This window comes from Alteromonas sp. KUL150 (assembly GCF_009811475.1).
Lineage (GTDB): Bacteria > Pseudomonadota > Gammaproteobacteria > Enterobacterales > Alteromonadaceae > Alteromonas > Alteromonas gracilis.
In genome coordinates, this window is sequence record NZ_BLIJ01000027.1 from 1 (window position 1) to 26,284 (window position 26,284).

General features: G+C 43.7%; 20 protein-coding genes. 11 read left to right on the forward strand and 9 right to left on the reverse strand.

Features of this window, described 5'->3' with window-relative positions; genetic code table 11:
* Positions 1–183 precede the first annotated feature (183 nt).
* Positions 184–2,259 carry a TonB-dependent receptor gene (locus GVO62_RS04865; RefSeq protein ID WP_159117981.1) on the reverse strand — a complete coding sequence of 692 codons (2,076 nt, stop codon included), beginning with the start codon at positions 2,257–2,259 and terminating at the stop codon, positions 184–186.
* Between the two features lie 467 nt (positions 2,260–2,726).
* Entirely contained in the window at positions 2,727–3,341 is a 615-nt protein-coding gene (locus GVO62_RS04870; RefSeq protein WP_120960121.1) for a TetR/AcrR family transcriptional regulator, read from the reverse strand.
* Between the two features lie 211 nt (positions 3,342–3,552).
* Between GVO62_RS04870 and GVO62_RS04875 the strand changes: the two genes are divergently transcribed.
* Both GVO62_RS04875 and GVO62_RS04880 read left to right on the forward strand, forming a co-directional pair.
* The gene (locus GVO62_RS04875) at positions 3,553–4,641 is read left to right on the forward strand and encodes an efflux RND transporter periplasmic adaptor subunit (protein ID WP_236547071.1); all 1,089 of its coding nucleotides are present in this window, start codon (positions 3,553–3,555) and stop codon (positions 4,639–4,641) included.
* A gap of 3 nt (positions 4,642–4,644) precedes the next feature.
* The gene (locus tag GVO62_RS04880; RefSeq protein ID WP_159117982.1) at positions 4,645–7,686 is read left to right on the forward strand and encodes an efflux RND transporter permease subunit; all 3,042 of its coding nucleotides are present in this window, start codon (positions 4,645–4,647) and stop codon (positions 7,684–7,686) included.
* Positions 7,687–7,787: 101 nt separating this feature from the next.
* Here GVO62_RS04880 and GVO62_RS04885 read toward each other — a convergent pair whose 3' ends face one another.
* Positions 7,788–8,207: a CBS domain-containing protein gene (locus GVO62_RS04885; protein WP_159117983.1), complete on the reverse strand. Its 420-nt coding sequence runs from the start codon at positions 8,205–8,207 to the stop codon at positions 7,788–7,790.
* 189 nt (positions 8,208–8,396) lie between these two features.
* The gene (locus GVO62_RS04890) at positions 8,397–8,894 is read right to left on the reverse strand and encodes a M48 metallopeptidase family protein (RefSeq protein ID WP_159117984.1); all 498 of its coding nucleotides are present in this window, start codon (positions 8,892–8,894) and stop codon (positions 8,397–8,399) included.
* 386 nt (positions 8,895–9,280) lie between these two features.
* Between GVO62_RS04890 and GVO62_RS04895 the strand changes: the two genes are divergently transcribed.
* From GVO62_RS04895 to asd, 4 genes are all read left to right on the forward strand, one after another.
* Positions 9,281–10,525, forward strand: coding sequence for a hypothetical protein (locus GVO62_RS04895; protein ID WP_159117985.1), 1,245 nt, complete (start codon positions 9,281–9,283; stop codon positions 10,523–10,525).
* A gap of 9 nt (positions 10,526–10,534) precedes the next feature.
* Positions 10,535–10,978, forward strand: coding sequence for a hypothetical protein (locus GVO62_RS04900; RefSeq protein WP_236547072.1), 444 nt, complete (start codon positions 10,535–10,537; stop codon positions 10,976–10,978).
* The gene (locus tag GVO62_RS04905; RefSeq protein WP_159117986.1) at positions 10,971–12,575 is read left to right on the forward strand and encodes a sensor domain-containing diguanylate cyclase; all 1,605 of its coding nucleotides are present in this window, start codon (positions 10,971–10,973) and stop codon (positions 12,573–12,575) included. Before GVO62_RS04900 ends, GVO62_RS04905 begins: the two co-directional genes overlap by 8 nt.
* A 387-nt stretch (positions 12,576–12,962) precedes the next feature.
* Positions 12,963–14,087, forward strand: a complete 1,125-nt coding sequence (gene asd / locus GVO62_RS04910; protein ID WP_159117987.1) for an aspartate-semialdehyde dehydrogenase — start codon at positions 12,963–12,965, stop codon at positions 14,085–14,087.
* A gap of 133 nt (positions 14,088–14,220) precedes the next feature.
* On the opposite strand, the gene GVO62_RS04915 is transcribed toward asd, so the two are convergent.
* From GVO62_RS04915 to GVO62_RS04925, 3 genes are all read right to left on the reverse strand, one after another.
* A complete protein-coding gene (locus GVO62_RS04915) occupies positions 14,221–14,577 on the reverse strand; it encodes a VOC family protein (protein ID WP_159117988.1) in 357 nt (118 codons plus the stop codon).
* 122 nt (positions 14,578–14,699) lie between these two features.
* A complete protein-coding gene (locus GVO62_RS04920; RefSeq protein ID WP_159117989.1) occupies positions 14,700–15,926 on the reverse strand; it encodes a porin in 1,227 nt (408 codons plus the stop codon).
* A 126-nt stretch (positions 15,927–16,052) separates the two neighbouring features.
* Positions 16,053–17,069 (reverse strand): 2-dehydropantoate 2-reductase, encoded by a 1,017-nt coding sequence (locus tag GVO62_RS04925; RefSeq protein WP_159118040.1) that lies wholly within the window; start codon positions 17,067–17,069, stop codon positions 16,053–16,055.
* A 222-nt stretch (positions 17,070–17,291) separates the two neighbouring features.
* Between GVO62_RS04925 and GVO62_RS04930 the strand changes: the two genes are divergently transcribed.
* Positions 17,292–18,347, forward strand: a complete 1,056-nt coding sequence (locus GVO62_RS04930) for a patatin-like phospholipase family protein (RefSeq protein ID WP_236547073.1) — start codon at positions 17,292–17,294, stop codon at positions 18,345–18,347.
* Positions 18,348–18,449: 102 nt separating this feature from the next.
* On the opposite strand, the gene GVO62_RS04935 is transcribed toward GVO62_RS04930, so the two are convergent.
* Positions 18,450–20,963 (reverse strand): TonB-dependent receptor, encoded by a 2,514-nt coding sequence (locus tag GVO62_RS04935; protein WP_159117990.1) that lies wholly within the window; start codon positions 20,961–20,963, stop codon positions 18,450–18,452.
* A 450-nt stretch (positions 20,964–21,413) separates the two neighbouring features.
* Between GVO62_RS04935 and GVO62_RS04940 the strand changes: the two genes are divergently transcribed.
* Positions 21,414–21,848 (forward strand): hypothetical protein, encoded by a 435-nt coding sequence (locus GVO62_RS04940; protein WP_159117991.1) that lies wholly within the window; start codon positions 21,414–21,416, stop codon positions 21,846–21,848.
* A 527-nt stretch (positions 21,849–22,375) separates the two neighbouring features.
* Here GVO62_RS04940 and GVO62_RS04945 read toward each other — a convergent pair.
* Positions 22,376–22,918, reverse strand: a complete 543-nt coding sequence (locus GVO62_RS04945) for a S24 family peptidase (RefSeq protein ID WP_159117992.1) — start codon at positions 22,916–22,918, stop codon at positions 22,376–22,378.
* A gap of 156 nt (positions 22,919–23,074) precedes the next feature.
* On the opposite strand from GVO62_RS04945, the gene GVO62_RS04950 reads away from it, so the two are divergent.
* Genes GVO62_RS04950 through GVO62_RS04960 form a run of 3 tightly spaced genes read left to right on the forward strand, consistent with a single transcriptional unit; the run spans position 23,075 to position 26,282 of the window.
* The gene (locus GVO62_RS04950; RefSeq protein ID WP_159118041.1) at positions 23,075–23,365 is read left to right on the forward strand and encodes a helix-turn-helix domain-containing protein; all 291 of its coding nucleotides are present in this window, start codon (positions 23,075–23,077) and stop codon (positions 23,363–23,365) included.
* A gap of 37 nt (positions 23,366–23,402) precedes the next feature.
* Positions 23,403–25,568, forward strand: a complete 2,166-nt coding sequence (locus GVO62_RS04955) for a Mu transposase C-terminal domain-containing protein (RefSeq protein ID WP_159117993.1) — start codon at positions 23,403–23,405, stop codon at positions 25,566–25,568.
* 3 nt (positions 25,569–25,571) lie between these two features.
* Positions 25,572–26,282 (forward strand): AAA family ATPase, encoded by a 711-nt coding sequence (locus tag GVO62_RS04960; RefSeq protein WP_159117994.1) that lies wholly within the window; start codon positions 25,572–25,574, stop codon positions 26,280–26,282.
* Positions 26,283–26,284 lie beyond the last annotated feature (2 nt).

Here is a 26,284-nt window from a genome sequence, read left to right on the forward strand (position 1 = left end):
TTGCTGACTTGCTGACTTGCTGACTTGCTGACTTGCTGACTTGCTGACTTGCATAGCGTGAGGGACAATCAACCATCACTGCAAGTTTTTTAAGCTCATTATCGATGCAATACCCCAAAATTAAGAAAGCCATTCGCATACACGAATGGCTATCTATCAATATATCAATTGTTGGCGCTTTACTTAGAAAGAACCAATTAACGATAGGCGAGCATTAATTGGCGCACCTACGGTCGCCTGATGCGTAGAATGCGCATTAGGGAAGTAGAGCGTATCGGTTAAGTTTTCCACGTTTAACTGAAGACGCGTCTTGTCGCTAAGCGTGTAATATGCTGATGCATCAACGCGAGTATAGCTGGGTAGTACAGGTGAGTCTTCACCTGTTACAACAAAACTTTCGTCTTGATATGTTGCACCAATACCAAAACCAAATACGTCATTAACTTCGTAGGTTGTCCATACCGACATGGTATTTTCAGGAAGCTCTCGAAGCGCAACACCACTGGCATTTTCGCCATCTAGGTTGCTGTAGTTCGCAGTAATATGCCACTTGTCAGTGATATATCCCTGGAGTTGGATTTCAAAACCTGAAATATCTGAATCTACTTCTATAAAGCGTTCAACATCATTCGGGTCGTTATCAAGTGACGTTTGCTCATTTTCAAAGATAGCCGCGGTAAAGCTCATAGTGTCGTTGAAATCCCACTTAATACCGATTTCTTGGTTAGTAAAGGTATCTGGGTCTAGTGCGTCAGCGTCACCATTGATATTAGCGTATTGCTCGCCACTGCGCGGTAAGAATGACTCGCTGTAGCTTGCGTAGATTGAAATGTTTTCTTGTGGCTTATAGACAAGTCCCGCACGTGGCGATACTTCTTCATCCTTTCTGCTGCGCGTTTCTGCCGCAACAACGTTAAACACTTCAATATCGAAGCTATCAAAGCGCGCACCTAGCACTAGGTCGAAGTTTTCTGAAAGTGCTATTTCGTCTTGAACATAGAAAGAGTAAACATCGAGATCTACGCGGGTGTCATCGTTGATGTCAGAAAACGTCGCCGTTACTGTATTACCGTCTGCGTTAATGCCAGTTAGGCCGTTGAAACTAAGTGGACGAGATATAGTGAACGACTCTTTGTCACCACCAGTAGAATCAAATACTGGGTTGAAGCGGTCTTGATTCGATTTGGTATTAATAACCTCACCGCCAAAGATTACCGTGTGTTCAATGCGACCTGTTGTGAATTCACCGACTAAGTTTGAAGATAAAATCAAATTTTCACGCTGGGTGTTATCTACATAGCCGTCCAACGTTACTTGATTGGCATCCCCGTCGTAACCAGCAGCATAAAAGTTTGCATAAACCTTGTCATAATCGCCATAAAACGCGTTAAAGTTTCCTTTGAGGTTATCAGAAAAGGTATGTTCAACATTAGCACGGAATACATCGGCACCTAGTGTTTGATAGTTGTTCTCTGGGTCGCCGAATACAATATCTTCAAACGCTTCTACTGGCTCACCATTGGCCGTTGGCACGCCACGGTCAATAAAACGTTCATGATCAATGTATTCATAAGAAAGGTCTACAATGGTGTCGTCGCTTACTTCAAAGCGAGCCGTAGGGTTGAAGCCATAGCGATCGCCATAGAAAAAGTCGCGATGGTTATCCAGACTTTCGTACATAGCATTAATGCGAAGCGCAGACTTGTCGCCTGTATCAACGTTAGTGTCTAGCTGAAGATTATATGCGCCAAACGTATTAGCAGATACGTTGTAATTTACAAACTTCTCGCCAGTTTTGGCCTTTTTAGATACACGGTTTAAGATACCGCCAGTACCACCGCGTCCAAATAATAAGGCATTTGGTCCGCGAAGAATTTCAACTTGTTCAACGTTATAAAGCGCGCGATAGTACTGAACGTCGTCGCGGTTGCCATCTAGGTAGAAATCAGCAGTCGAGCGCACACCGCGAAATACCACAGAATCGCGGTGACCTTCACCTTGAGAGGTATTAACACCTGGCGTGTAATCGATAATTTGACCAACGCTGGTAATACCACGAGCTGTAATTTCTTCAGCCGTCATTATCGACAAGCTTTGCGGCACATCTATGATTGGCGTTGGGCTTTTAATTGAATTTGACTGATTTACTGAAAGGTATTTACCTTCAACCGTTAGTCTCTCAATATCTTCCATATCAGCAGCAAACGCAGCAGGGCTCAAAACTATCGCAGTAGCAATACTCGTAAGTCTAAATTTCACAATTGCTCTCCAAGTGTTCTTCAAAGTGTTGTGTGTTCTTTTTACAACTATGTAAATCTTATTATTTGCTGAGCATTTGTTGTCGCTTCCAATTGCGCCTGCAATTGCAAATAATAATAGTTGTCATTTGTGATGAGGATAATATAGAAAATTTTGTAAGATGACGAGCCCCAAACAAGTAAAATTTAAAAACTCTTTATAAATTTTCTTAATTTTGCGTCCACACGGTGTTTTTATGATCAAAATTTAAACAAAAACAGTGTCTTTATGCCTGTTTCACCGTTTTCGAGGTGTCTTTTGAAGTGGGATTTGAAATGTATTACTCAGGCATGCATTAAGAAATACAGGAAATTAATAGTGAGCTTATTGAAAACGAATAACGAAAAAATAAACGTAGAGGGGTGTAAGTGTTGAAATAAAATAGCTATCACATTACTCATGCAATAGCTTATTAGCTAGCAAGTCCATTACGCCACAGCGTAACGGCTTGTAATGAGAGCCACAGTGTTTTTAGCGATGTTTCGCTTATCTCTATCGCTTAATACGTCGTTTATCTTAAAAAGCTGCGGCCAAAAACACTGCCCTTTTACAAGACTGTCAATTTCATCGACAACCCGACTTAAGTCATCAAACTCAATTTTCTTGTCAGCTTTTGCAGCTTTTAACCAGCGATGCAGAGCCGTTTCTTGCGCCTTTAACTGCGCCACTTCGTCTTTGAGTTTCTCGGGCTCGTAGAAAAAATGCCCAATTGCAACCCTGGCGATATCCAAGTGCGACTCAGTTACGGTAAATTCGATATCTTGAAGAATTAGCTCACAGAGCTGTTCAGATAAATCGCGAGACGAATCGTACTCCACTGTTATACTTAACTTTGCTTCTTCAAACTGCTTGGTTATGAGGTGCATCACCAAATCTTCTTTCGTGGCGAAGTGATTGTACACCGTACGCTTAGACACATTCGCTAATTCAGCTAGCTTATCCATGCTTGTACCATTAACGCCGTATTCTTGAAACGCCTGTGTTGCTGCCTGAATAATTGCTTCGCGTTTTACATCACTTCGCGTACGTGTGCTGCCCGTCATAACTTTGTTCTCGTATTAAGATACCTTCATTTTACACCGTGTAGTTTACTTTTCAATGCGACCGCACTAAAATGCACTCACTAGTTTACTTTTGGATTTGGCGACAACATTACTTTGTCCAAAGTAATTTGTGTTTGGGTACTCATATTCGCTGAGGTCTGAATGCACACGTCTATTTTCTATTTACCCTGACAATGGATTACATACACCTATGTCCATAATGCGATTTTCTCACATTTTATTTTTAAGCGTTGTTTCGGTTTCTATTCTCTCTGCCTGTTCTTCTGAAGAACCTGCCGAACAACAAATAAAGACGACTCCTCGCTACGTAAAGCTTGCCACTGTTAGTAACATACCTGACTTTGATGAGTTCACCTTCCCTGCTGTTGTTTCAGCGGTAAAAACCGTAGATTTAAGTTTTGAAGTTTCAGGTAGACTTATTCAAACCGACTTAGTGACGGGTAGCGATATAGATAAAGGAAAATTGCTGGCGACAATCGACCGCAAGCCCTTTGAACGCCGTGTAGAAGAATCAAAAACGCGCCTTGAACAAGCAAAACGTGAGCTAGACAGAATCGAGAAAATTGTTGCACAAAAGCTGGTTTCGCAAAGCTCATTGGATTCTGCAAAAACCTCTTACGAATTAGCGTTGATTGATTTAAAAAATGCAGAACAGGATTTAAGCTATACACAACTTTATGCGCCTTTCGATGCGAAGGTGTCCCAACGATTAGTCGAAAATAATAGCTTCGTAGCGGCTGGTACTCCCATAGCCCGCCTGCAAGATGTATCTAAGATTTACTTCAACATCAACGTGCCCGAGCGTTTGCTCACCGCTAATATTGGTCGCGGTATCAAACAAGCTAGCGCTACACTGGCGACTAATCGCAACCGTTGGTATCCGGTTAATTATGTAGAGCATTCCACCCAGCCTGATCCTGTGTCGCAAACCTACGAAGTGGTATTTGCCATGGAACCACGCGAAGAGCTTCCTCTCACACCGGGTGCCCGCGCAGTGGTTAAAGTTAGCCTACAGGGAAGTTTGTATCCCGAGGGCTTAGTGGTGCCTGTACAATCTTTGGTTGGCGATGAGGACTCAGGTTTCGCGGTCTGGGTATTTAACGATGAAACGAGTTCAGTGGTCAAACAAGCCGTCTCGGTTAAGCACATAGAAAACGAATTAGCGGTTATTGAGGGCAAGAACGAAAGCGATATTACGCTGGGCCAACAAGTAGTTGCCGCGGGCGCCACTCAAATGCGTGCAGACATGAAAGTACTTCCTTACCAAGGAGAGAAGTAGTTCATGGATATTGCACGCTATTCAATTGATAAACCCGTTAATATTTGGTTGATGGTCATCATTCTGCTTTTAGGCGGCATTTTGGCTATGAGCAAAATTGGTCGTTTGGAAGACCCTGCGTTCACTATCAAGCAGGTAAAGGTATACACCAATTACCCTGGCGCCAGCGCTGAAAAAGTAGAGCGTGAAGTTACCGAACGCTTGGAAATTGCCATTCAGCAAATGCCGCAGCTAAAGGAAGTAACGTCAATTTCATCCCCCGGCCTCTCGGAAATTACGGTTGAAGTAAAAAGTACCTACGACAGTAACTTATTACCTCAGATTTGGGATGAACTAAGAAAGCGACTTCGCGACACGGCAAGTTCGCTGCCAACCGGTGCGCGAGACCCAGTAGTATTCGACGATTTCGGTGACGTATACGGGCTTTACTATGCGTTAAGTGCACCAGACTTTGATACCCGAGAGCTTCGCGAGTTTGCACGAATTATTCGACGAGACCTGCTAACTACAGAGGGTGTAGCTAAAGTTAATGTCACAGGCGTTCAGAAAGAACAAATTGTGGCGTATATCAACCCTTACCAATTGGCTGGGTTAGGTATTTCGTTCCCCGATCTTGCTGCGCTTTTCGAAGAAAACTTGCGGCCATTTAACGGCGGCCGTATCAAGGTTGACGAGAAAAATGTGCGTCTTATCGTAGAACGGGAACCAGATAGATTAGAAGAAATATCTAACTTAACCGTGGTGATACCCGGCACCACTCGCTCGCTTCGGGTTGCTGATATTGCCACGCTAAAACTAGAACCTGCCGACATACAGCCTGTTTACGTGCGCTACAACGGTGAGGAAGCACTTACTTTATCAGTATCCGCTCTTACCGATGTAAATATCGTTGATGTGGGTGAGCGCGTAAACGCAAAAGTGGAAAAACTGCTTCAAGAGCTGCCTGTCGGCATTACGCTTACGCCGATATACGACCAAGCCTCAGTGGTTGATGAATCAGTAACAGGGTTCATTAATAACCTGGTCATGTCGGTAGCCGTGGTTACCTTAACTCTGTGTTTATTTATGGGGTGGCGCTCAGGTGTAGTAGTTGGCTCTGTGCTTCTTGTTACCGTGCTAGGTACTATTCTTGTTATGTGGCTCATGGATATTCAGCTTCAGAGAATATCCCTTGGTGCTATGGTTATCGCCATGGGTATGCTAGTAGATAACGCTATTGTGGTTGCTGAAGGTATGATGCTTCGCATGGCAACTGGCTCCACGGCTAAAGAATCAGCCAGCTTTATTGTTAAGCGCACTCAATGGCCGCTACTTGGCGCAACGGTTATTGGTATCGCGGCGTTTTCAGGCATCGGCCTTTCAAATGATGCTACCGGCGAGTTTCTTTACTCGCTATTTGCCGTAGTCTTAGTTTCACTAATGATCAGCTGGGTATTAGCAGTAACTTTGGTCCCTGTTCTTGGCGCGTATTTCTACCGAAAAGGTATGAGTCAGACTGCAGGCAACGAACTCTCAGCATCGCAGCGCTGGTTTAAGCGCACGTTGCTAGGCGCGCTTAAGCTTCGTTGGGTTACCATTGGTGCACTCTTTGTCATTACTGTTGTGGCTTATGGAAGCTTTGGTATGGTAAAGCAAGGCTTCTTCCCACCTTCCAACGCTCCACTCTTTTTTGTGCATTATTGGGGCCCGCAAGACAGAGATATTCGTGCAACAGAAGTTATCGCTAAGGAAGCGGAAAAACGTATTCTAGAGATGGAAAATGTAACGGATGTCACTACCTTCATTGGCCAGGGTGCTGACAGATTCACCCTTACTTATGCACCTAAAAGCGCTAATGAAAACTATGCCTTTTTCATGGTTCGAGCAAACGAACTAGATAACATCCCAGCTATTCAAGAGAAGCTTAGAAGTAAGCTTACCGACTTAGACTTCGATGCCAATTTCTATATGGAACGCATGCAGTTTGGGCCCGGTTCTGGTGCAAAACTGGAAGCAAGGTTTTCCGGCCCAGATACTGAAGTGCTTCGTGAATTGGCGGAAAAAGCTAAAGCGCTACTTTTTGCAGACGGTCAAGTTAAAGACGTTCGTCACAACTGGCGCGAAAAAGGCTTTGCCATTAACACCCAGTACGATAACTACAACGCGGGTATTGCGGGCGTATCGCACAATGACTTTAGCCAAACTATTCAATACGCGAGTAGTGGTGTTCAGCTAGGCACAGTGCAAGACGGCGACTACGCCTACAGTATTATTGCGAAAATGGGTAAAGCGGAAGACACCGAGCTTCAGTCGATACGCGAGTCGCAGGTATGGTCTACCCAACAACGTCAGTACGTACCTTTTACACAGGTGTCGCAAGGGTTAGAGTTAATGACCGAAGAAATGCGAATTCATCGCCGTGACCGCGTGCGCACCATTACCGTAGAAGCCGAGCCGGGTGACCATGAGACCGCCGCAAAAGCTCTAGCTCGAATTCGTCCGCTCATTGAAGATATTGACCTACCCGCGGGTTATGCTTTGGAATGGGGCGGCGAGTTTGAAAGCTCTAGCGATGCACAAAAAGCACTAGGTGCCGGATTGCCCGCTGGCTTTTTAGTCATGTTTATTATCTCAGTATTGCTGTTCGGTCATGCACGCCAGCCCCTGATTATTTGGCTTGTGGTACCTATGGCTGTGGTGGGCGTAGTAACAGGCCTTCTTAGTACAGATATGCCTTTCGGCTTTATGTCGCTACTGGGCTTTTTAAGCTTGTTCGGCATGCTTATTAAGAATGCTATTGTACTAATTGAAGAAATTGACCTTCAAATTGAAGAAGGCCTGGCTATTCGACAAGCTATTGTTGACGCTACTATCAGCCGTGTACGTCCTGTGTCATTGGCGGCGGTAACGACTATCTTAGGTATGGCGCCGCTACTGTTCGACGCTTTCTTTGCCGATATGGCAGTAACTATCATGGGCGGCTTGGCATTTGCCACAGTACTTACGCTTATTGCAGTACCTGTGCTTTACAGCCTGTTGTTTAAAGTCAGCTATCGTCAGAGCTAAGCCCTAAAAACTAATGGCCTCTTTACCGCAATATTTATAGACGCAGGTAGAGAGGCCACTTTTTTTGAAAAACTCATAAAATATAGACTAGGCGTACCGAGCTACCGCTTAGCCTCTACTCTACTTTGCATAAACTTCATCACATCGCGCCACGACACCATGCCAACTGGGTGCCTACCCTTATCGATAATGGGGATACAGGAAATCTTATGTGTATTAAAAAGCTCAATGGCCGCGAATACTGAGTCAGTAGGATTCAGCGTTATCACTTCACGGGTCATAATTTGATGGGCGCGTTTATCCAGCGTAGCGCGATCTAGCATACGCTCGCTTAACGTGTCGACGAAAGGACTAATCGATTTCATTAAGTCTCTGTCGGATATAATACCCTGCAGTTTATTGTCGTGAACGACCACTAGATGATGAAAGCCCGTTGCAGCAAATAACTCTCTTAACGACTGCAAGCTATCATCCATGTGCACGCTAACTACACGTGTAGACATAATTTTAGCAATGCTCATCAATACTCCTTATTCACTCAGCTTCTTTCTTTTGAAACATTCTGTCGCTAAATAATTGTCGCGACAACTCTAGACGGCAACCACAACTCTGCATACTAGCTCGGTAAATTAAGCCTTTCTGCCTGCTAATAGTATTAGCTAGGCCCATTAACATAAAACACTCTTAGATAAATATCCGTTGCGTATACTTCAAACGTACGGATTCTCGCCCATGGCCACCGCAACGCAGAATAACCTCAAGTCTAGTTCAAGCTGATGGTAATCAGGCTCCATGTGGCAACAAAGTTTATAGAAAGCTTTGTTGTGGTCCTTTTCTTTGAAGTGCGCCAGCTCGTGTACTACTAAGGCCTTTAATAAAGGCTCAGGTGCAAGTAGCAAATCACTATTAATGGCTAAGTCGTGCTTTCGCGTTTTACCTTGCATACGGTAGGTATGCGTACCTAACGCATTGGTAACCATATCTCCCTGTTTCTTAAACGCGGCGCGTCCAAATGGGGGCGCATTTTTTAAGTACTGCTTTTTAAAATCCGTCGCGTACTGGTAAAGCAGCTTATCTGTAGTTATATCATGGGCTTTGGGATATTTTTTCAACAAGTAGCTTTTTAGCCGATTGTCCGAAATTAGCTGTAGGGCTTGTTCTACAATAGTTGAAGGGTAGCCATTAAAATACCGGGCATATTCATTCACGTTTATTTCTCCTTAGCAGAAAGAATTATAAAGCATTTGAACGTTATTGATCACAGAGAGCGGCATGAAAAGTTTAAGCTTGAGTCTACTGAGAGAAAGTGCCTTACGTTTCTTCTTAAGCTATTAAAAAATGACAAGCCAGTCTTCACAATGACTTCTTGGCTGAGCGGTTAGGTGCTATCTACTAACTGTATATAGCTAAATAGAATTATTTTTAAACCGCCTTAACTTGATGCATTTTATTAATTGGTTTTTAGGTACTTTAAATAAAAGCCGTAATTTTTAAATTGCTTCTTCGTTTCTCTACTATCCTTGTACTAAAGTAAAATTGTCAGAACAATGCTTTTTAGGCTACATTTCACGCAGACTTCAAATTGGGTAATACAATGATAAAAAAGCCGTACTTGTTTTTCGCGGCCATCTTCAGCTTGCTGCTGGCTAACAGCCCGTCAGCAGAACAAAATAAGTTAAACATTAGCGGTTTTGGCACCTTAGCAACGGCTACCGCTGATACCAACAAATATCAATTTCGAAACGACCGGTCTCAAGCTGAGTTTGCAAAAAAAGATGGCTTTGCATTCAAGCCGTTGAGCTTAATCGGGGTACAGCTCGATTACAGCCTCTCAAACAACCTCGACTTTGTAGGGCAATTTGTTTATCGAGAGCAAGACGAGCAGGACATAGACTCAATAACGCAGATGGCGTTTTTACGCTATGACGTAACGCCTTCATGGCAGATCAGAGCGGGAAGACTTGCAGCCGATATCTTCCATTTCAGTGATACCAGAGACGTATCTATCGCCTACCCTTGGGTAAAAGTGCCTACAGAAGTTTACGGCATTGTCCCAGCTAGAAGCCTTGACGGCGCTGATATTCGTTACTTAAAACGTTATGAAAACTTCAACCTATCGGTAAAGGGTTTTTGGGGTAAAGGAGAGAGTGACTTTTCTAGTGTCGATTTCGAACCCATTACCTTTGACAACCTGAATACACTGGGCATTGAGTTAACCGCTTTTGATTGGAGCGTTGCGTTAAAACACACGCGCACTGAAGCTGGAAATGATAATTTTGACATAGCACAAGTAACATCAGCGGTTGAATTATTACAACCCCTTTGGAGCGGCGCGAGAGATTTTGCCAATTCATTACAACTACTCGACGCTACTATTCAGTATACCTCTCTGTATGCCCACCGTAATTTAGGTGACTGGGAAATATCCGGTGAACTTTCGCATATTGATTCAGAATCTGTCGCACTAAGACCCTCTTTTAATGGCTTTCTAAATATTAGTTATCTTTATGGTGCGCATACCTTTTACGGACTATTTTCTTTTGCAGAAACTGATACCTATTTTCTCAGGGAAGAACAGCCTGAATTTCCCATCATTCCTGCTACAGCTGAACTCGCTATGTTTGTTGAAGAAGTGGCCAGCACACTAGCCCACCGACAGAAGTCATTCTCTGTTGGCTGGCGCTGGGACCTTAAAGAAAATCTAGCTTTTAAAGCCCAAATAGAACGCAGCGATATAGAAGCCAGAGGCACAGGCCTTCGGGCCAGAAATGGTTTAGTTGTGGATGACGAGGCGAGTGTCGCTCATACCCTTTTCTTTGCTTTAAGCTTCAGTTTTTAGGGGAGTATCGTGAGATTTTTTGATCGTTACTTTCTAATGCTTACGGTGCTACTTGGGCTGCAAGGTTTTTCTTGTGCTGTAAACGCCTCAGAGAAAATTGTCGTTGTGACACACCCCAAAAACACCGTGCAATTTTTAGACAAAAAAGGCCTTATTGATTTATTTATGGGTAAGTATTCAGCGTTTCCAAACGGCAAGCTTGCCACCCCTATTGATGTCGAAATTGAGACTGAGCTTAAAACCCAATTTTACCAGGCGTTGGTAGGGCTACCCTTAGCACGTGTAAATGCCTATTGGTCTAGGTTGAAATTTTCTGGTCGAGTAAAGCCTCCCGCAATCGAAAAAACCATAGACGATGTGAAACAGCGGTTGAAAGAAGATGAGTCTGCTCTAGCCTATGTTTATGAGTCCGCTGTCACTGACAGCATGAAAGTGGTATATCGTTTTGATTAATGTTCAAGGATTAGGCTTCCGCTTCTCGCTATTTTTAATCGCGGCGTCAATGTTAGTGGTATTTACCACCGCTGAATTTTTTTATCGCACTACCTATGAAAATGAAATTCGTGATGCCAATAATGATATTGAAGAGCTTTATCAGACGGTAGGGGCGACAGCGTCTATTGCGGCTTTCCTAGAAGATGAAGATTTAGCAAAAGAGGCAATTAATGGCTTGGTTAAAAGCGACAAAATTCTAGGGGCTTCAATAAAAAGCGACGCGCTGTACTATCAATTAAACGTAAACGAAGCCATTGATAGTAATATCAATCCACGTGTTTTTATGGTGAGGCATCCCTTCATGCCAGAAGATATCTTGGCTGAAGTCAATGTATATCCCAATTTCGAGCATATTATTAATCAAGCAGAAAAAATCAGTATTGATAACAGCTATTCGCTTTATGCTGAAGCACTCGTGGTCGGCGGCGTAGCATTGTTAATCACATACTACATCATCATCTCTCCCATGCTTCGGGTAGGCCGCTCTTTAAACGAAATCACGCCTGGAACATCACAGCGGATCTCCACTCCTAAATATCACTCCCGAAGTGAAATAGGTAAACTCGTCTACGACACCAACCAGCTGCTGAACAAAGTCGAAGAGCAATTTACCCAAGAACGACAATTAAGAGAAGAAATCGAGTTTCTTGAAAAGCGATTTAGAATGCTGTTTGAGAACGCCAAAACTGCAACTGTTTTGATGGCTGAGAATGGCACTATAGCGCTTCGAAACGAAGCGTTTAATGATTTAGTAGAGAAAACAGAGCTTGGAATAAAGCAAGGCTATGGCGAACTGTTAAACGAACTATTCGAAACACCAGAAGCAATGAAAGCTGCACTTCAAGAAGCCTTTGCGCGAAACGAGTTTGCGACGGGAGAGTACAAGCTAAAAAGTAGCGCAAATGACAATGCCATTTGGGTTCAACTTATTGCTAGCCCATTACTGACAGAAGAAGGTGAACGTTACTACCAGCTTACGTTGAATGACATTTCGAGTCGTAGACAAGAGTTACAAAAGCTTGCGCTACAAGCAGATTTTGACGCTTTAACGGGTATCTACAATCGAAATGGCGGTGAAAAGCTCATAGCCAAACTCATGAGAAAGGAACACCAGTTCGCGTTGGCACTGATCGACCTTAACGGTTTTAAAGCGGTAAATGATATTTACGGTCACGATGCGGGTGACGAGGTTCTCATTTTTGTTGCTGAGCAACTGAAAGAAAAAATACGCAAAAACGACGTCGCGATACGTTGGGGCGGCGATGAATTTATGTTGTTACTTCAAGTTGATGATGAAACGTCGGTTCAGAAAGTGGTAGACAAAGTAAATAGTGGTGTTAAACAGCCCTTCTATTTTAACAATGATACAAGGCCTACTGTGGTTTCTATGAGCGTGGGCGTGGCTTTTTACCCTCAAACAAGCAGTAATATGCATGCGTTGATTAAACTCGCTGACATTGCCATGTATCAAGCAAAACAAAATAAGGTATCGGCACCTGACGACTACCTTATCTTTGCCAACCAATCTCGTTTCGATAATGGATATATGGATTAGAAAGCTTCTAACCACGATAAGATCCAGTCCCCTTGCCACTATTAATTTGTCAATAAAAGTTACTGTCCTTCGACATCTGCGTAATGAACGCAGCATTAACAAAATCTGTACACTATCAACCGTCTTTTTCGCTGTATTTAAAATGCTTATATCAGCGATAGATTATTTATAAAAACCATCTAGCCAGCGAGATAAATAACACTTAGACTGCGAGGATAAAAATAAAAACGACAGGTATTGCGCCAGCGCCCTAGGAGCGCGGCGTCCGACATCATTTTATGTTTTTTCACTACACGCTTATTAATCAAACGGTCCGTGTATTGGTCATTTATTATAAACATAGGTGATAAAGTACTTTTCATTTTAGTTACAAGGGTTCTCAATTTAATGTCACAACAAAAAGTAGGTTTAGTGGGCTGGCGCGGTATGGTTGGCTCAGTATTGATGCAGCGCATGCAAGAAGAGCAAGATTTCGCGCACATTGAGCCCACCTTTTTCACTACCTCTCAAAAAGGCAGTGCAGCGCCAGATTTTGCTGGAAAAGATGCAGGTGTATTAGAAGATGCGCACGATATTGAAGCGTTATCGAAGCAAGATATCATTATCACCTGTCAGGGCGGCGACTACACCAAAGCGGTATACGACGATTTACGAGCCTCTGGCTGGAATGGCTACTGGATTGACGCAGCGTCAGCCCTTCGTATGAAAGACGACGCCGTTATCATTCTAGACCCTGTTAATCGCAAAGAAATTGATAGTGGCATCGCAAAAGGTATTCGCACCTACGTAGGTGGAAACTGTACCGTTTCCCTCATGCTGCTTGCGCTAGGCGGTCTGTTTGAAAAAGACCTTGTTGAATGGGCTTCGCCAATGACGTATCAAGCCGCTTCGGGCTCTGGTGCAAAGCACATGCGCGAACTTATTAGCCAGATGGGCGCCATTCACAGCAATGTGAAAGAGAAGGTTGAAGACCCTGCTACTGCAATTTTGGAAATTGACCAGCAAGTGTCTGAATTTATCAGAAGTTCAGACTACCCTAGCGAACAGTTCGGTGTGCCACTTGCAGGTAGCTTAATTCCTTATATCGATTCGCAACTACCTTCAGGTCAGAGCCGTGAAGAATGGAAAGCCCAAGCTGAAGCCAATAAAATCTTAGGAATTCAAGGCGGCGAAGTACCTATCGACGGTATTTGCGTGCGTGTTGGCGCTATGCGCTGCCACAGTCAAGCCATTACGCTTAAGCTTAAGAAAGACTTGCCTGTAAGCGAAATTGAAGAGATTCTTGCAGCTCACAATGAATGGGTAAAAGTGGTTCCAAACGATCGCGACGCGACCATGCAAGAGCTCACCCCAGCGAAAGTTACCGGCACGCTGTCTATTCCAGTTGGCCGTATTCGCAAATTGACTATGGGCCCAGAGTATATTTCGGCATTTACCGTAGGGGATCAGCTATTGTGGGGTGCCGCAGAGCCGCTTCGCCGAATGCTGCGCATTGTGCTTGAGCAAAACTAACTGCTAGCTTTTAGCTAACTAAATAGAAATTAAAACGCCTTCTGTATTACTGCCAGCAAGGCGTTTTTTGTTTAAGGCACAATGGAATACCGTGCTGTTTAGCGCTGAGCCATTCCAAGTGCACTTTTATCTACTAGGCTGTCTCAGACCATACGGCAAGCTCATTCCCACCCGGCTCGACAAAGTGGAATCGACAACCGCCAGGAAAATCAAATAAGGGCTTGGTAATTGTACCGCCCGCGCTTTCTATATTAAGCTGAGTTTCAGAAATGTCAGCGGCATAAAGTACTAACAAGGGCGCCCCGCTTTCCGCTCGAGTCACTCGCTCAGCAGCAAATATCCCACCATCCAAACCCGCATTGCTAAACGCGCTGTATTCATTACCGTAGTCAGTAAAGCACCAGCCAAACGCAGATTCAAAAAACGTTTTAGAACGGCGAATGTCTAGAGATGCAAATTCGACATAGTTGAGTGTTGCATTGTTTTGCATGGATGTGAGGCCTGATTATAGGTGATATTAACTTTATAATAGCACCTATTGATATCTAATCGATTATATAGGTATTGATACAATCACGATGTTGAAGTGTTAAGGAAACAGCAAGTTTTAGGCTAAAAACTGATGTCCCACTGCAGAGAGTAGATGGTTTCGTCCCCTACTTCAGTATCAAACTGATCCAGTGAAACTCTGCTTACCTCTGCGGTTATTTTGTTTTCATGACCGTTAAAAAAATAGTTAATTGCTACCGACTTTTCAAAAAAGTGGTCGTTTTTTTCATTGTCACGTGGCGAATAAGTCCCGAAGCGTGTTGACATTTCAAGGGGCTCTGGCCACCAGCTGATTGATTCATTTAAAAAATATCCCGCCTGCACATAATAGCCGCGCAGCGTGGTTTTTGTATTGTTGTTCGCTAAATCCACAATATCTTTCTCATGATATTCCGCTTGAGCATTAAATCCTTTATAAAAATAGGCACCATCAATCACAAACTGCTGAATGTCGTACTGACCTTCTATCTCGCCCGCACTAAAGTTGGCTAAATTACCAGCACCAGAGGAAGAAAAACGTGTAAACTGGCTTTTGAACTTCGCCCCTGCTATTGCTAGGGCAGCTTTAGGATTAGCCGTTCGTTTAATGTCACTGTTTTTAAACCCAACAGATTCACCTAACATGTTCCACTGTAATCGACCTGTATACATATTCTCGCCATCGTGATTACTATAATCACCACGACCTGAGCCATTAAATACCCCTACCCAGTAATTGAAGTTGGCCGCGCCTGGGCCTTTAAGATTACCGTAAAGCGATGCCCCCATTTGCCTATCTAGAGTAAATATTCTATTAGTAATTGAGCGATCCAACATTTGTTGGCCGCCACTGCTAACACTGCGCTCTCTGGAATACTCAACTTTCCACTGACCAAATTTAAACCGAAGCGAGTCATACTTTTCGAAGGATAGTGTAGCGGTCAGCGTGCGCTGATCGGCAGCATCGTATTCCACACCGTATTGAATCCAAGGCAAACCAATGTGACCGTCTAACTTGACTCGCGCCCTGTTAACGCCAAATTGATTACCTGCGTTATGCTCAAAGTCAGCACGCTCTGTAGGTTGGCTTATACCGGGATTGGCATAGCGAAACTGAAGTCGGCCGCGCACGCGTAGTGAGAAGGTGTTGTTGTTGCTTTGAAATGAAAGGCCGTTGCCATGGTAACTTGAAAAAGTTGCGCTAGATTCACGCTTAATATCAACCTCAGACGCTACAACCGCCGTATGGAAAAGCGACGCCCATAGAACACTAATCAGAAGACAAGAGGAAAAACGATTTTGAAAAAGCAAGGCATGTCAATATAACAGAAGTTTGCGCGCAGGATATCTACTTTAGTATAAGAATCAAGAGCTCTGACATAAAAATGACATAAAACTGTAATATTTAACGTTGAACTACGTCGTTAGACTGGCATATCACGTTAATAGTAGAGCATTTGGGGGTAAGTAAGGACTTCCCTTTTGGGCAACTTCATGTTGTTTGATCAGGCTAACAATATGCTTATTCACTGGCGTAGCTATCTGATTTTTTTCACCGAGCCTGACTATCTCACCATTTAAATAATCTATCTCAGTTCGCCTCCCAAGCAACAGATCTTCATACATTGATGAGCGTGCTTCAGGGTCTATTTTGAGCGTTGATGCGGCAACCACGTTAAATAAAGAATTAGGCAATTTCATAATTGTTGGCATAAGTTTGGGAATGACCTTCCCCGTTCTTGCAGGTGTAATTCCTTCCGCTTTTAATACTGCTAACGCCTCAGACAGCACTTTTGCCATTACTAGCCTGTATTCACGGTTCCCTAGCTGCGACTTTAGCGGTATGCCCGATAAGGCATTTACCGCATTGTTTAGATTCATAATAAGTTTGCCATACTGGACGGCAGCCATGTCGTTATAAGCTGTTACTGGAAGCGATGCGTTTTCAAGCACCTCTATCAGGTCTTTGCATTTATTGTTCGGATCTTCTATGGCTATATTGCCTTCAGTACCACAGTGAAAGTGTCCGTGGCCCTTATAAAAGACATTAAAAGGCACCATGCCTGCAACAACTGCTTGATTAAGCTTCTGGCGAAGCATATATGCGTTACTCACACCATTTTGAAGACTAATGACAACGGCAGAGGGTTTGGCCCACAACTTAATAATATCTGCCGCCTGCTCGGTGTCTTGGCTCTTTACGCATAGTAGGATGACATCTGCACTGGCTAAGCTATCGTTATTCAATGAAAAATTGACGTGTTCAACATCGGTAATTTGATGGCGGCTTTGCCAGTCGGTCACTTTCAGTCCATTTGCTAAAATGTCGTCACATAATCGCTGTCGACCGATAAGCGTAAGTGTATTAGTCCCATTAAGCGTAAACCCGGACGCCAACAAACAACCTGCAACATAACAACCAATACTACCCGCACCTAACACCACGACTTTCATTGATGTAATTCCCATCTTCTAAACTTTTTGTTATCCGGTTAGACTGCTTTGTAATGATCAAAATGTAAACACCAAAATCACATCTATATAACAAAAAAATGTTTTTGTATCAGTTATTTCCTATTAGTGTGATTCAATCTTTCAATTTTCTTGTGTCGCATGATCTCCCTAGAATTAGACCAAGTAGTCAATTTATATATATGTTCAATTAGAGGGTCTCTAATGTTCGCTCAACAATCTGCGCCAACTAATACTTGCAACGCTGAAAATTCTGCCCATAACAAAGTTAAAGTTGCGTTAGTCGCAGAGGGTGGCGGTCAGCGCGGTATTTTTACAGCCGGTGTACTTGATACATGGTTAGATGCTGGGCATGACCCCTTCGATATCCTTATTGGCACATCGGCAGGCTCGCAAAACTTAACAAGCTTTGTGGCACGTCAAAAAGGCTATGCAAAACGTCTTATTCGAGGCTTGACCCGGCACAAACGATTTTTCCAAATGGGAAGAGGGTTAATGGGCAAGCATATTGTCGATTTAGACTGGTACTTTGATAAAACCCAAGAAGCGAACCGTTTACTAGATTTAGATACGGCTAAAAGCAATGTGGCAGATAGAGAAATACTGTTTACGGCTACGAACTCTAGAGACAGGAAAGCTTATTTCTTGAATCCAATGAAAAGCCAAAACAACTGGGTTGAGTTGATTAAAGCATCGAGCGCACTCCCCTTACTGTACAAACAAGGGGTGCCGCTTCACACTGAAATCGAGACCAAACAGGCCGCAAATACCGATTTTTATTTAGATGGTGGATTAGCTGCGCCATTACCCGTAACCGAAGCTTATAACCGTGGCGCTACAAAAATAGTAGTGATAAGAACCGTAGATAAAGGTTTTCAGGCACAGTCACCTTGGCTACAAAAACTAAGCGCAGTGATGTGCGCAACAGGCACCTGCCCAAAAACCATCGACTATTTACTGCAACACGAACATGCGTATCAAAAAGAATTAGCGTTTATTGAAAATCCACCTGATGGTGTTGAAATTATTCAAGTATTTGCGTCAGATAAACTACAAAGTAAGCTATTAGGTAGCACCGACGCGCAGCTACGTCATGACTACAAACTGGGAATAATGGCGGGGTCTTCATTTTTGACAAAGATTGAAATACCTTCAATCGCGTATGACAGAAACATGCGCTTTACATCGCCACCGGTTCAACGTCCAGCGCAACCCAAGCCTGCTAGACCAGTTGCTGCATCACAGTGTCTAAGTGCCTAAAAAACGGGTACAAAGGTTTTCAACACGATTAAAGCATTAAAATAATAAAAAGCCAGCTATTTTCTGAGTATAGCTGGCTTTTCGCTGCGAAATTACGAGTTACTAGTCAAACATGTAAGATACTGTTGCGCCGAAAGTTCTTGGCTGACTTGGGTAAGCATTGAAGCTGCCAGCCTGTATGGGAGGTGGAAATGCTGACAAATAGTATTCATCATTGTTTAAATTCCTCACCCATAGTTGAACACTAATTCCGTTAGTAAAGGTTAATCCTGCACTGGCATTTAGCATGTTAACTTCACGAGTGAGTTCAGGTGGAACATTCTCTACAAGTTGTGTTTCACTCTCATGTAGATAATCACTTCGAATAAAACCAGTAGTGCCATTTTCGAATTCTAAGTGATAAGTCAGGCCTGCAACGAAGCTTCGTTCATGTATGCCTGCGGGCTGCGTACCTGAAAGATCGATTGGTCCATTCACGCCATTTGCACCAACAAAAGAGTCGTAAACTGGGTCTAAAATTGTCCCAGCAAAGCTAAATACTAAATTCTCTGTTACATCTAGCGTTGAATCAAATTCAAGACCCTGCGTTGACTGTTTCCCGGCGTTCGCCAACACGTACCCCGTGCCTACAAATGTACTCGATTGAAAGCCTTCGATTGTTTGGTCGAACAGCGTGACGTTAAATGCTCCCCGTTTGAACCTTGCTTTTACCCCCAATTCATAAACCGTTGACTCTTCCGGCCCAGCATAGCGGGTTCCATACGTCTGATTAACACGCGCCAAATTGCCAGATTCCAGTGCCGATTGGTCAGAACCAAACGGTCGTGTGTCGCGGGAAAGGTTCCAAGACGAGGCTTTGAAGCCTGTAGCAGCAGTAGCGAATACGTTAAAGTTTTGATTAATCTCGTATGCGATACGCGCACTCCACGTCACTTTATCATCGTTAGTATTACCGTCTTCTACAGTATTAGGAAAAACGAGTTGCGGAGGCAAAAACTGAACGCCTTGGAGCGTGGGAATAAAACCAGCTAAAGCCGGTACCGCTGTTGATAACGGCACACCGAAAACTGTGGGATCATTTATGATATCGATAGAGGATAACACTTCGTTATTGTTTTGTTCTACCGATACGTCTTTCTCGTCTTCTGTGTAACTGACGCCCACTGTTGTAGTGAGTCTATCCGAAATATGGTAATCAAGATTAAAGAACACAGACAATGCATCATTTTTTTGTAGAAACTCGCTATTCACGAACTGATTTTCATTAAAAAAAGTACCCGGCGCTTGACCATACAAAGGTTCAAATGCGCCAAGAAATCCATCAGGGAAAACCGCATCAAATGGCAACGGAGTAGGTAACGAAGCGAGTGCTTGTGCTACCCCCGAATTCAACAGTACGTCAAAATAAGGCCGAATGTTTTGTCCGTAGAATAAGGTATCACCTGTATCTACCTCTTCTGAGAAGTAGAACATCCCGAACATCCAGTCCAATGTATTTTCGCCAAGGGAAGTAAGACGAAGTTCCTGAGTGAAGGTATCTATCTCTGTGTGCCCTTCCTCTGACAAAATATCAAGCGATGTATAATCTACATCCGCGAAATAGTCAGATTTATTGTTTCTGTAAGCGGTGATAGAGGTTAACGCGAATGTATCAAAATCAACGTCGATTTGGAGAGAAATTCCGCCATCCTCTACCGTGTTACTGGGATTAAAATTCAGCGCAGATTTGAAAGCAAAGGGATCATCAGTCTCTAACACGGTACCGCCCAATGCACGTACGACAGCCGTTGTAGGTCCATTAATAACGTCCGCCACAGTGCAACAGCGTTCATCTATCTCACTATAGTCAGCAATAAATCTAAACTTAACGTCGGTGCTAGGTTCGTATAAAGCCTGCCCTCTTATATTCCACCTATCACGATTATTTAGCGTATCTACGCCATCAACAACGCTTTCAGTATAACCATCACGTTTGTTCACTCCACCAGACAAACTAAATGCAAACTCATCGGTTATACCATTTGTATAGTACCCTTTTAGTAATCGCTGATCATAATTGCCCACTCCTAGCGTCAATTTACCCTCTTCGGTGAAAGAGGGTCCTTGCGTTCGCACACTTATTACCCCAGCCGATGCGTTTTTCCCAAAGAGTGTACTTTGCGGGCCACTTAATACTTCAACCTGCTGGACGCGCGGTAAGTCGCCAATTTGTGCGGCGGCCCTTGAACGGTATACACCATCAATAAAAACTCCAACAGAAGGTTCAATTCCCGTATTGTTCGCACCATTACCAAAACCGCGAATCGAGAAATTGGTATTTGCTGAACGTTGTAAAGGGTTCACTCTTAATGTTGGCACTAACGCCTGTAAATCCTGAATATCTAGTACTTGAGTTTGCTCGATAGCTTCTCCGCTAGTAACAGATACAGCGATAGGCGTTTCCTGAAGCCCCGTACTTCGCTTAGAAGCGGTGATTAGTATCTGTTCATACAACTCGTCTTCAGCTTGCTCGTTAGTTTCCTGTGACATAGCGGCGTGGCAATGCAAGCCTAGGCACAACGCAATTAATGTAGTAGTGCGGTTTAGGTTAAAGCGGGCGGGTAAGCGTTTACTCATCTTTCACAATTCTCTTGCTAATTTTTATTTTAAGGAGCCTCTGCTTACACGACACATTCCACATGGCTCAACATTTAGTTGTAATTACAATAACTACGCATCAATCGAAATGTAAACAGAATGTATACAATATGATAATAGAAGTGATGACGGGTGAAACGATTACAATTTAGTCGAAAGCAAGAAAATAGTGGGATGTAGAGGAACCAGGTAGGAACTAAAAGGTGATATTTAATATTTTAATATATTGAAATCATTGAAATCGATTAGGTAACGTCGATTTCGTTAAAGAAAGTGAATATTGCTAAATGTTTACCTTCGTTTTTCGGCTCACTAACATCAATAATAAAAATACAACCAGTTGATTATATTTGACTTTTTATCAACCAACTTGACAGAGGGTATTAAAAAAATTATAAAACGCGTTTTTAGTATAAAGCGAAGTCAAAAATGTCAGAATTATCAACACCTGTAAAACAAACTGAAGCGCACAAACTTATTGAAGGTTTATTGAAATCTAGTGATCCAGCGGCCGAACTAGACAAGATTTCTGAAGAGTACAACATCGCGAACTGGGGGCAAACAAATGCTGTTTCAGCCGACCTTTATAATGCAGTGCGCGACTTGCTTGGCAAGGGTGTAGTGACAGGTAACGACCTTGTGGCCGGCAAAGACACCATGGACCCAATTGTACATAAAGTACAGGAAGAAACAGAAAAGCTTATCGCTACCCCAAGCGAAGCAGACGCTGACCGTGTTCAAACCTTTGTACTTGGCTTCCTACGCACCTTCGTAAGCCAATTGCTTCACCCTGGTACAAAGAAAGCGATTTACGCGAAAAAACTTCCAGACCTAATTAAAGTATATCAGCAGGTTGCGAAATAATAAGCAGCAGCGCGGAATCAGAGACGAAAAGCCATCTGCTCAAGCATACCCGCGTCGCAATAAATGCGCTTAAAAAGAAACCCGCTACACAGCGGGTTTCTTTTTGCTTTAGCGAGAAGAATACACGCATCATTCAGCGCTGATCGGTATGTAGATGACAGAGAAGTATGGCAAATAAGTGGGATCCAGTAATATTTGGCGGGAATAAGTGGGAAGCCTTGTTGTGTAAGGGTTTGAGCAACTTTAGGAGTGCCAAAAATTTTAAGCCATAGCACAGAGTAGTTTGGCGGATTTTAGAGAATGTCTAAAAATGAAGGTCCAGTTTGGCAACCCACAATATGCGTATACCTGGCTAACCCACTAAATGACGCAATGTCAGTTTAAATAAGGCTTGTAGGCCACCTCAGAGAACTCAAACCAGCACAGCGTCGCAAAACTTATTTCGCACTTACGTAGTTGTAAGTGGGATCCTAAATAAGGGCGTTTTTGTGTATAAGTGCGATCCTAATAAGGGGTTTAAAAGCACTTTAAAAGAAGTTTGAAGCGCTCACCACTTTACCGACAATATCAAGATGCTCTCGATCATCATCGCCAAGCTCTAATGACAAGTGTTCGTCACATTCAGCTTTTAAAATTAAGCGGCCCAAAAGCGTTTTGTGTACCTTTCTACATGTGAAGCTTTCTTCAAAACGAAAGCAATAAATATTACCAGGTGTAAGGGCTTTGTCTTTTTCATCAACCTGGCAATGCGCGCCCGATTGAATGTAGGGTTCCATCGCATTGTCTTCAACAACTATCTGTTTTTTGTCATCAGCTGCTGACGTATTCGTCAACAACGCGATTGCGTGCTCTATTTCCTCTGCACTAGCAACGCTTTGCAAAACAACCCTGGTACGTGCCTCAATCAGCTCACGCAGATCGAACCCTGTTTCTTTAAACAATAAATAAAGGTAGTCAATATCAGGGAGTCTGTCTTTCTCGTAAGACTTCAACGTATTTTCGTGCCAATGGTCATGCCGCCTCGCGAACTCTTTTCTGCTTATTTTTTCTTCACGAATTCTTTTTATCAAAGCGCAAAACTCATTCACGGTCATAGAAAACCCAACTTTTTATTTTTAAATTTCAAAAGCATAAAGAAAATAGACACTTTTGTGTCTTTTTTAGCTTTACGCGAGACATTTTTGTAGCTTATGCTTTAAAAAAAGCAACACTAAATGGATCTAAAAATGTACCAAAAAGATTGGCACCCAGCAGACATCGTCGCTGCACTACGTAAAAAAGAGCTCACTTTAAAGGAGCTCTCTACTCAAAATGGCCTAGCTGCTCGGGCTTGCGATACAGCAATGCACAGACCCTATGCAAAACCCGAAGCCGTTATCGCTAAAGCTCTAGGGATGCACCCAAAGGAGATTTGGCCTTCTCGTTATCACGCTAATGGTACACGTCGCAGGTTTCTACACAGCAAGATTGTAGCAAAGCAGGCGGTAAAAGAAACTCACGACGCGAAAAGCGTTTGAGACACTTTTATATCCCACAATCTTCCGAGAACCTATTATGAAATTATTTACTGCCAAGGAAATTGCTCAAGCACTTAACATCACCAAACGGAATGTTAGCTTGCGAGCCAAGAGCGAGAACTGGCCCTACGAGTTGCTTGCTGGTCTAGGTGGCAAAGTTCCACATTATCGTATTGAAGGTCTTCCGTCTGATGTTGCTAATGCGGTTGAAAATGTCTTCAATCCAAACTCACTTGCTGCGAAAGCAAAAAACAAGAAGGCATTGGAAAGCGCAATTGAGGGCGTAGAAAAAAGCACGGTTCAAGACGCCAGAAAGCACGGCTTATTGGAAGCGTCGTTCCAAAATGAAAATGCCAAACGCGCCAGTACATCCCTTTTTATACTAAAACTCGCCCAAGAATTTGCCTGTAAAAGTAGCAGTAAGGTTACAGCCTGGAATGCCTTTATTGATCTTTACAATAACCGCGAATTAGACATTAACGAAATTCACTATCGCTTTAAACCTCGCCTAAGCTACAGAACACTTCTTCGTTGGGAGAAAAGCTACGACAAAAACGGTTTTCAAGGTCTTATTACAGGCTATGGCAAGACCAAAGGCAAAAGCATAATCGACAGTACGTCAGAGTTAAAACGCTACTCTGTCGCGCTAATCCACCAATTCCCACACATTAAAGGGCAGCGCTTAGCAGAGCTTTTAAAAATGGAGTTTGGCGGCAAATACCCAACCCCCTCACCTTCATCGTGCCGCGATTGGCTACGCAAATGGAAAGATGAAAACAAAACCACTTTCCTATCTCTTATGGATGCCAGTGGGTGGCAGAACAAACACATGGCAGCGTTCGGCAGCCGCAGTGCTGGTGTTGAACGCATTAACCAGCTTTGGGAGTTCGATAGTACGCCAGCTGATGTAATGCTAACCGACGGACGGTATTCAATAATAGGTGTTATCGACGTTTTCACGCGCCGTGTAAAAGTTGTTTTAAAGCCTACCTCGAATGCAGACGGTATAGCGTTGTTGATCCGCAATACTATTCTTGACTGGGGTATTCCCGAAGTCGCACGAACAGACAATGGTGCTGACTACTGCTCTGCACATATCTTCGCAATCTGGGATGCGCTGGGCATTCACAACCAAATTACCAACCCGTACAGCGGATGGGAAAAGCCATTCATTGAGCGCTTTTTCAGAACGTTTAGCCACGGTATCGCTGAAATGTTATCGGGTTTTATTGGGCATAACGTAAGTGATCGCGAAAAGATAAGCGCGCGCCTCTCATTTGCTCAACGCTTAATTGAAAGACGCGAAAAAGGCGCAGACAGAGTCGCGCTGGACGTGTCTATATCATCGGATGATTTTGAACGGTTCATTAACTCTTGGCTTGACCATCATTATGATCATACCGAGCACAGCGAACTTAAATGTACGCCATTTGAGAAGTACACCCAGCACAGACAAACCATCAAGCGTTTAGATAATGAGCGGATGCTTGACGTGCTGCTTGCCCCCGTGCCCAGTCAAAAAGGCTTTAGAACTGTCGGCAAAGAAGGCATTAGCGTTGAGGGTGTTGACTACATTCACGCTGAGCTTGGCGCGTATATCGGCGAACGTGTTCACTGTAGGTTCAACCCTGATGACATCGGCAAAATCTATGTGTTCGATCCTGTTAAGCGCGAGTTTATCTGCGAGGCATTTAACCCTGAGCTGGTCGATAACGACATTACAATGTCACATGCCCAGGAAGCGAAGCGAATTCAGCGCGCCAGACTTCGTCGTGAGCGCGACGCCATCAAACAAGCGGCTAAAGAATACGACGTGTCTGATGTGGCGCATAAGTTCTTGGCGTACCGAGAGTCACAGACTCAAGGGCTAACCTCATTCCCGAAACCCTCACAACAGGTTTCATCCGGGATCATAAATTCTATTTCACAGGCAGAGCCGAAAGCAGAAGGTTATTCAGCAGAGCGCAAAGACGAACTGGCGCAGCGCAGAGACGAGCTTACTGCAATAGAGACAATTCTAAACAGTGGCGACCCTATCTACCAAAACGAGCACCACAAGGCTCGTCATTACACACAACTCAATATAGATGGCCGCTTAGGCCCCACCGAAAAAGCGTGGCTGCATCAGTACCGCCGTGAGAACAGACGTTCGGCGCAGATGCTAGACAAACTTTTTACCCAAACCGAAAGCAAAGGAAAATAACCAATGAAGGCAATCACAGCAAAAACTAAAAACGTTATGGCGGCGTTTGACGCTTACCAAACCGTGGAACAGGCCGCACAAGAAGGCTCTCCAGCTATGGCCCTGTTTTCAGGTCAAGCGGGGCTTGGAAAAACAACAGCAGGCGCTTTTTTATTCGTCCAGGCAGACGGCATTTTAGTGCGCTGCTTAAAAAGCGACACCATGGGTACGCTACTGGAGCGACTAGCGCAAGACCTTGGGCTAGACAAGCGCCAGCGTAAGGCAGACATGATTAACTTCATCGTTAGAGAACTGGCGCTTACTGGCAAACCGCTGTTCATAGACGAGGCCGATTACCTTGCCGACAAGACCGAGGTTTTAGAAACCATTCGCGATATTTACGACTTGTCAGGCGTGCCCATTGTTCTAATTGGGTATGAACACCTGCCCAAGAAAATTAAGCGCCTTCCCCAATTGTTTGGGCGCATCAGCCAGCACGTGCAATTTCAAAAGGCCGACGAGGAAGACATTTCTATCATGGCCAGTGAACTGGTAGAGCACACCGTCATTGCACCCGACTTACTGCAAGAACTGTTAGATGCCTCAAGGGGTAACTTTCGTCGCATCACTACGGGGCTTGCCAGCATTGAAAAGTTCGCCAAGTCAAACAGCCTAAAAAGCATTGATGCTGATCAATGGGCTGGCCGTCAATTCTTCCCTGTCGCGGAGCTGTAAAT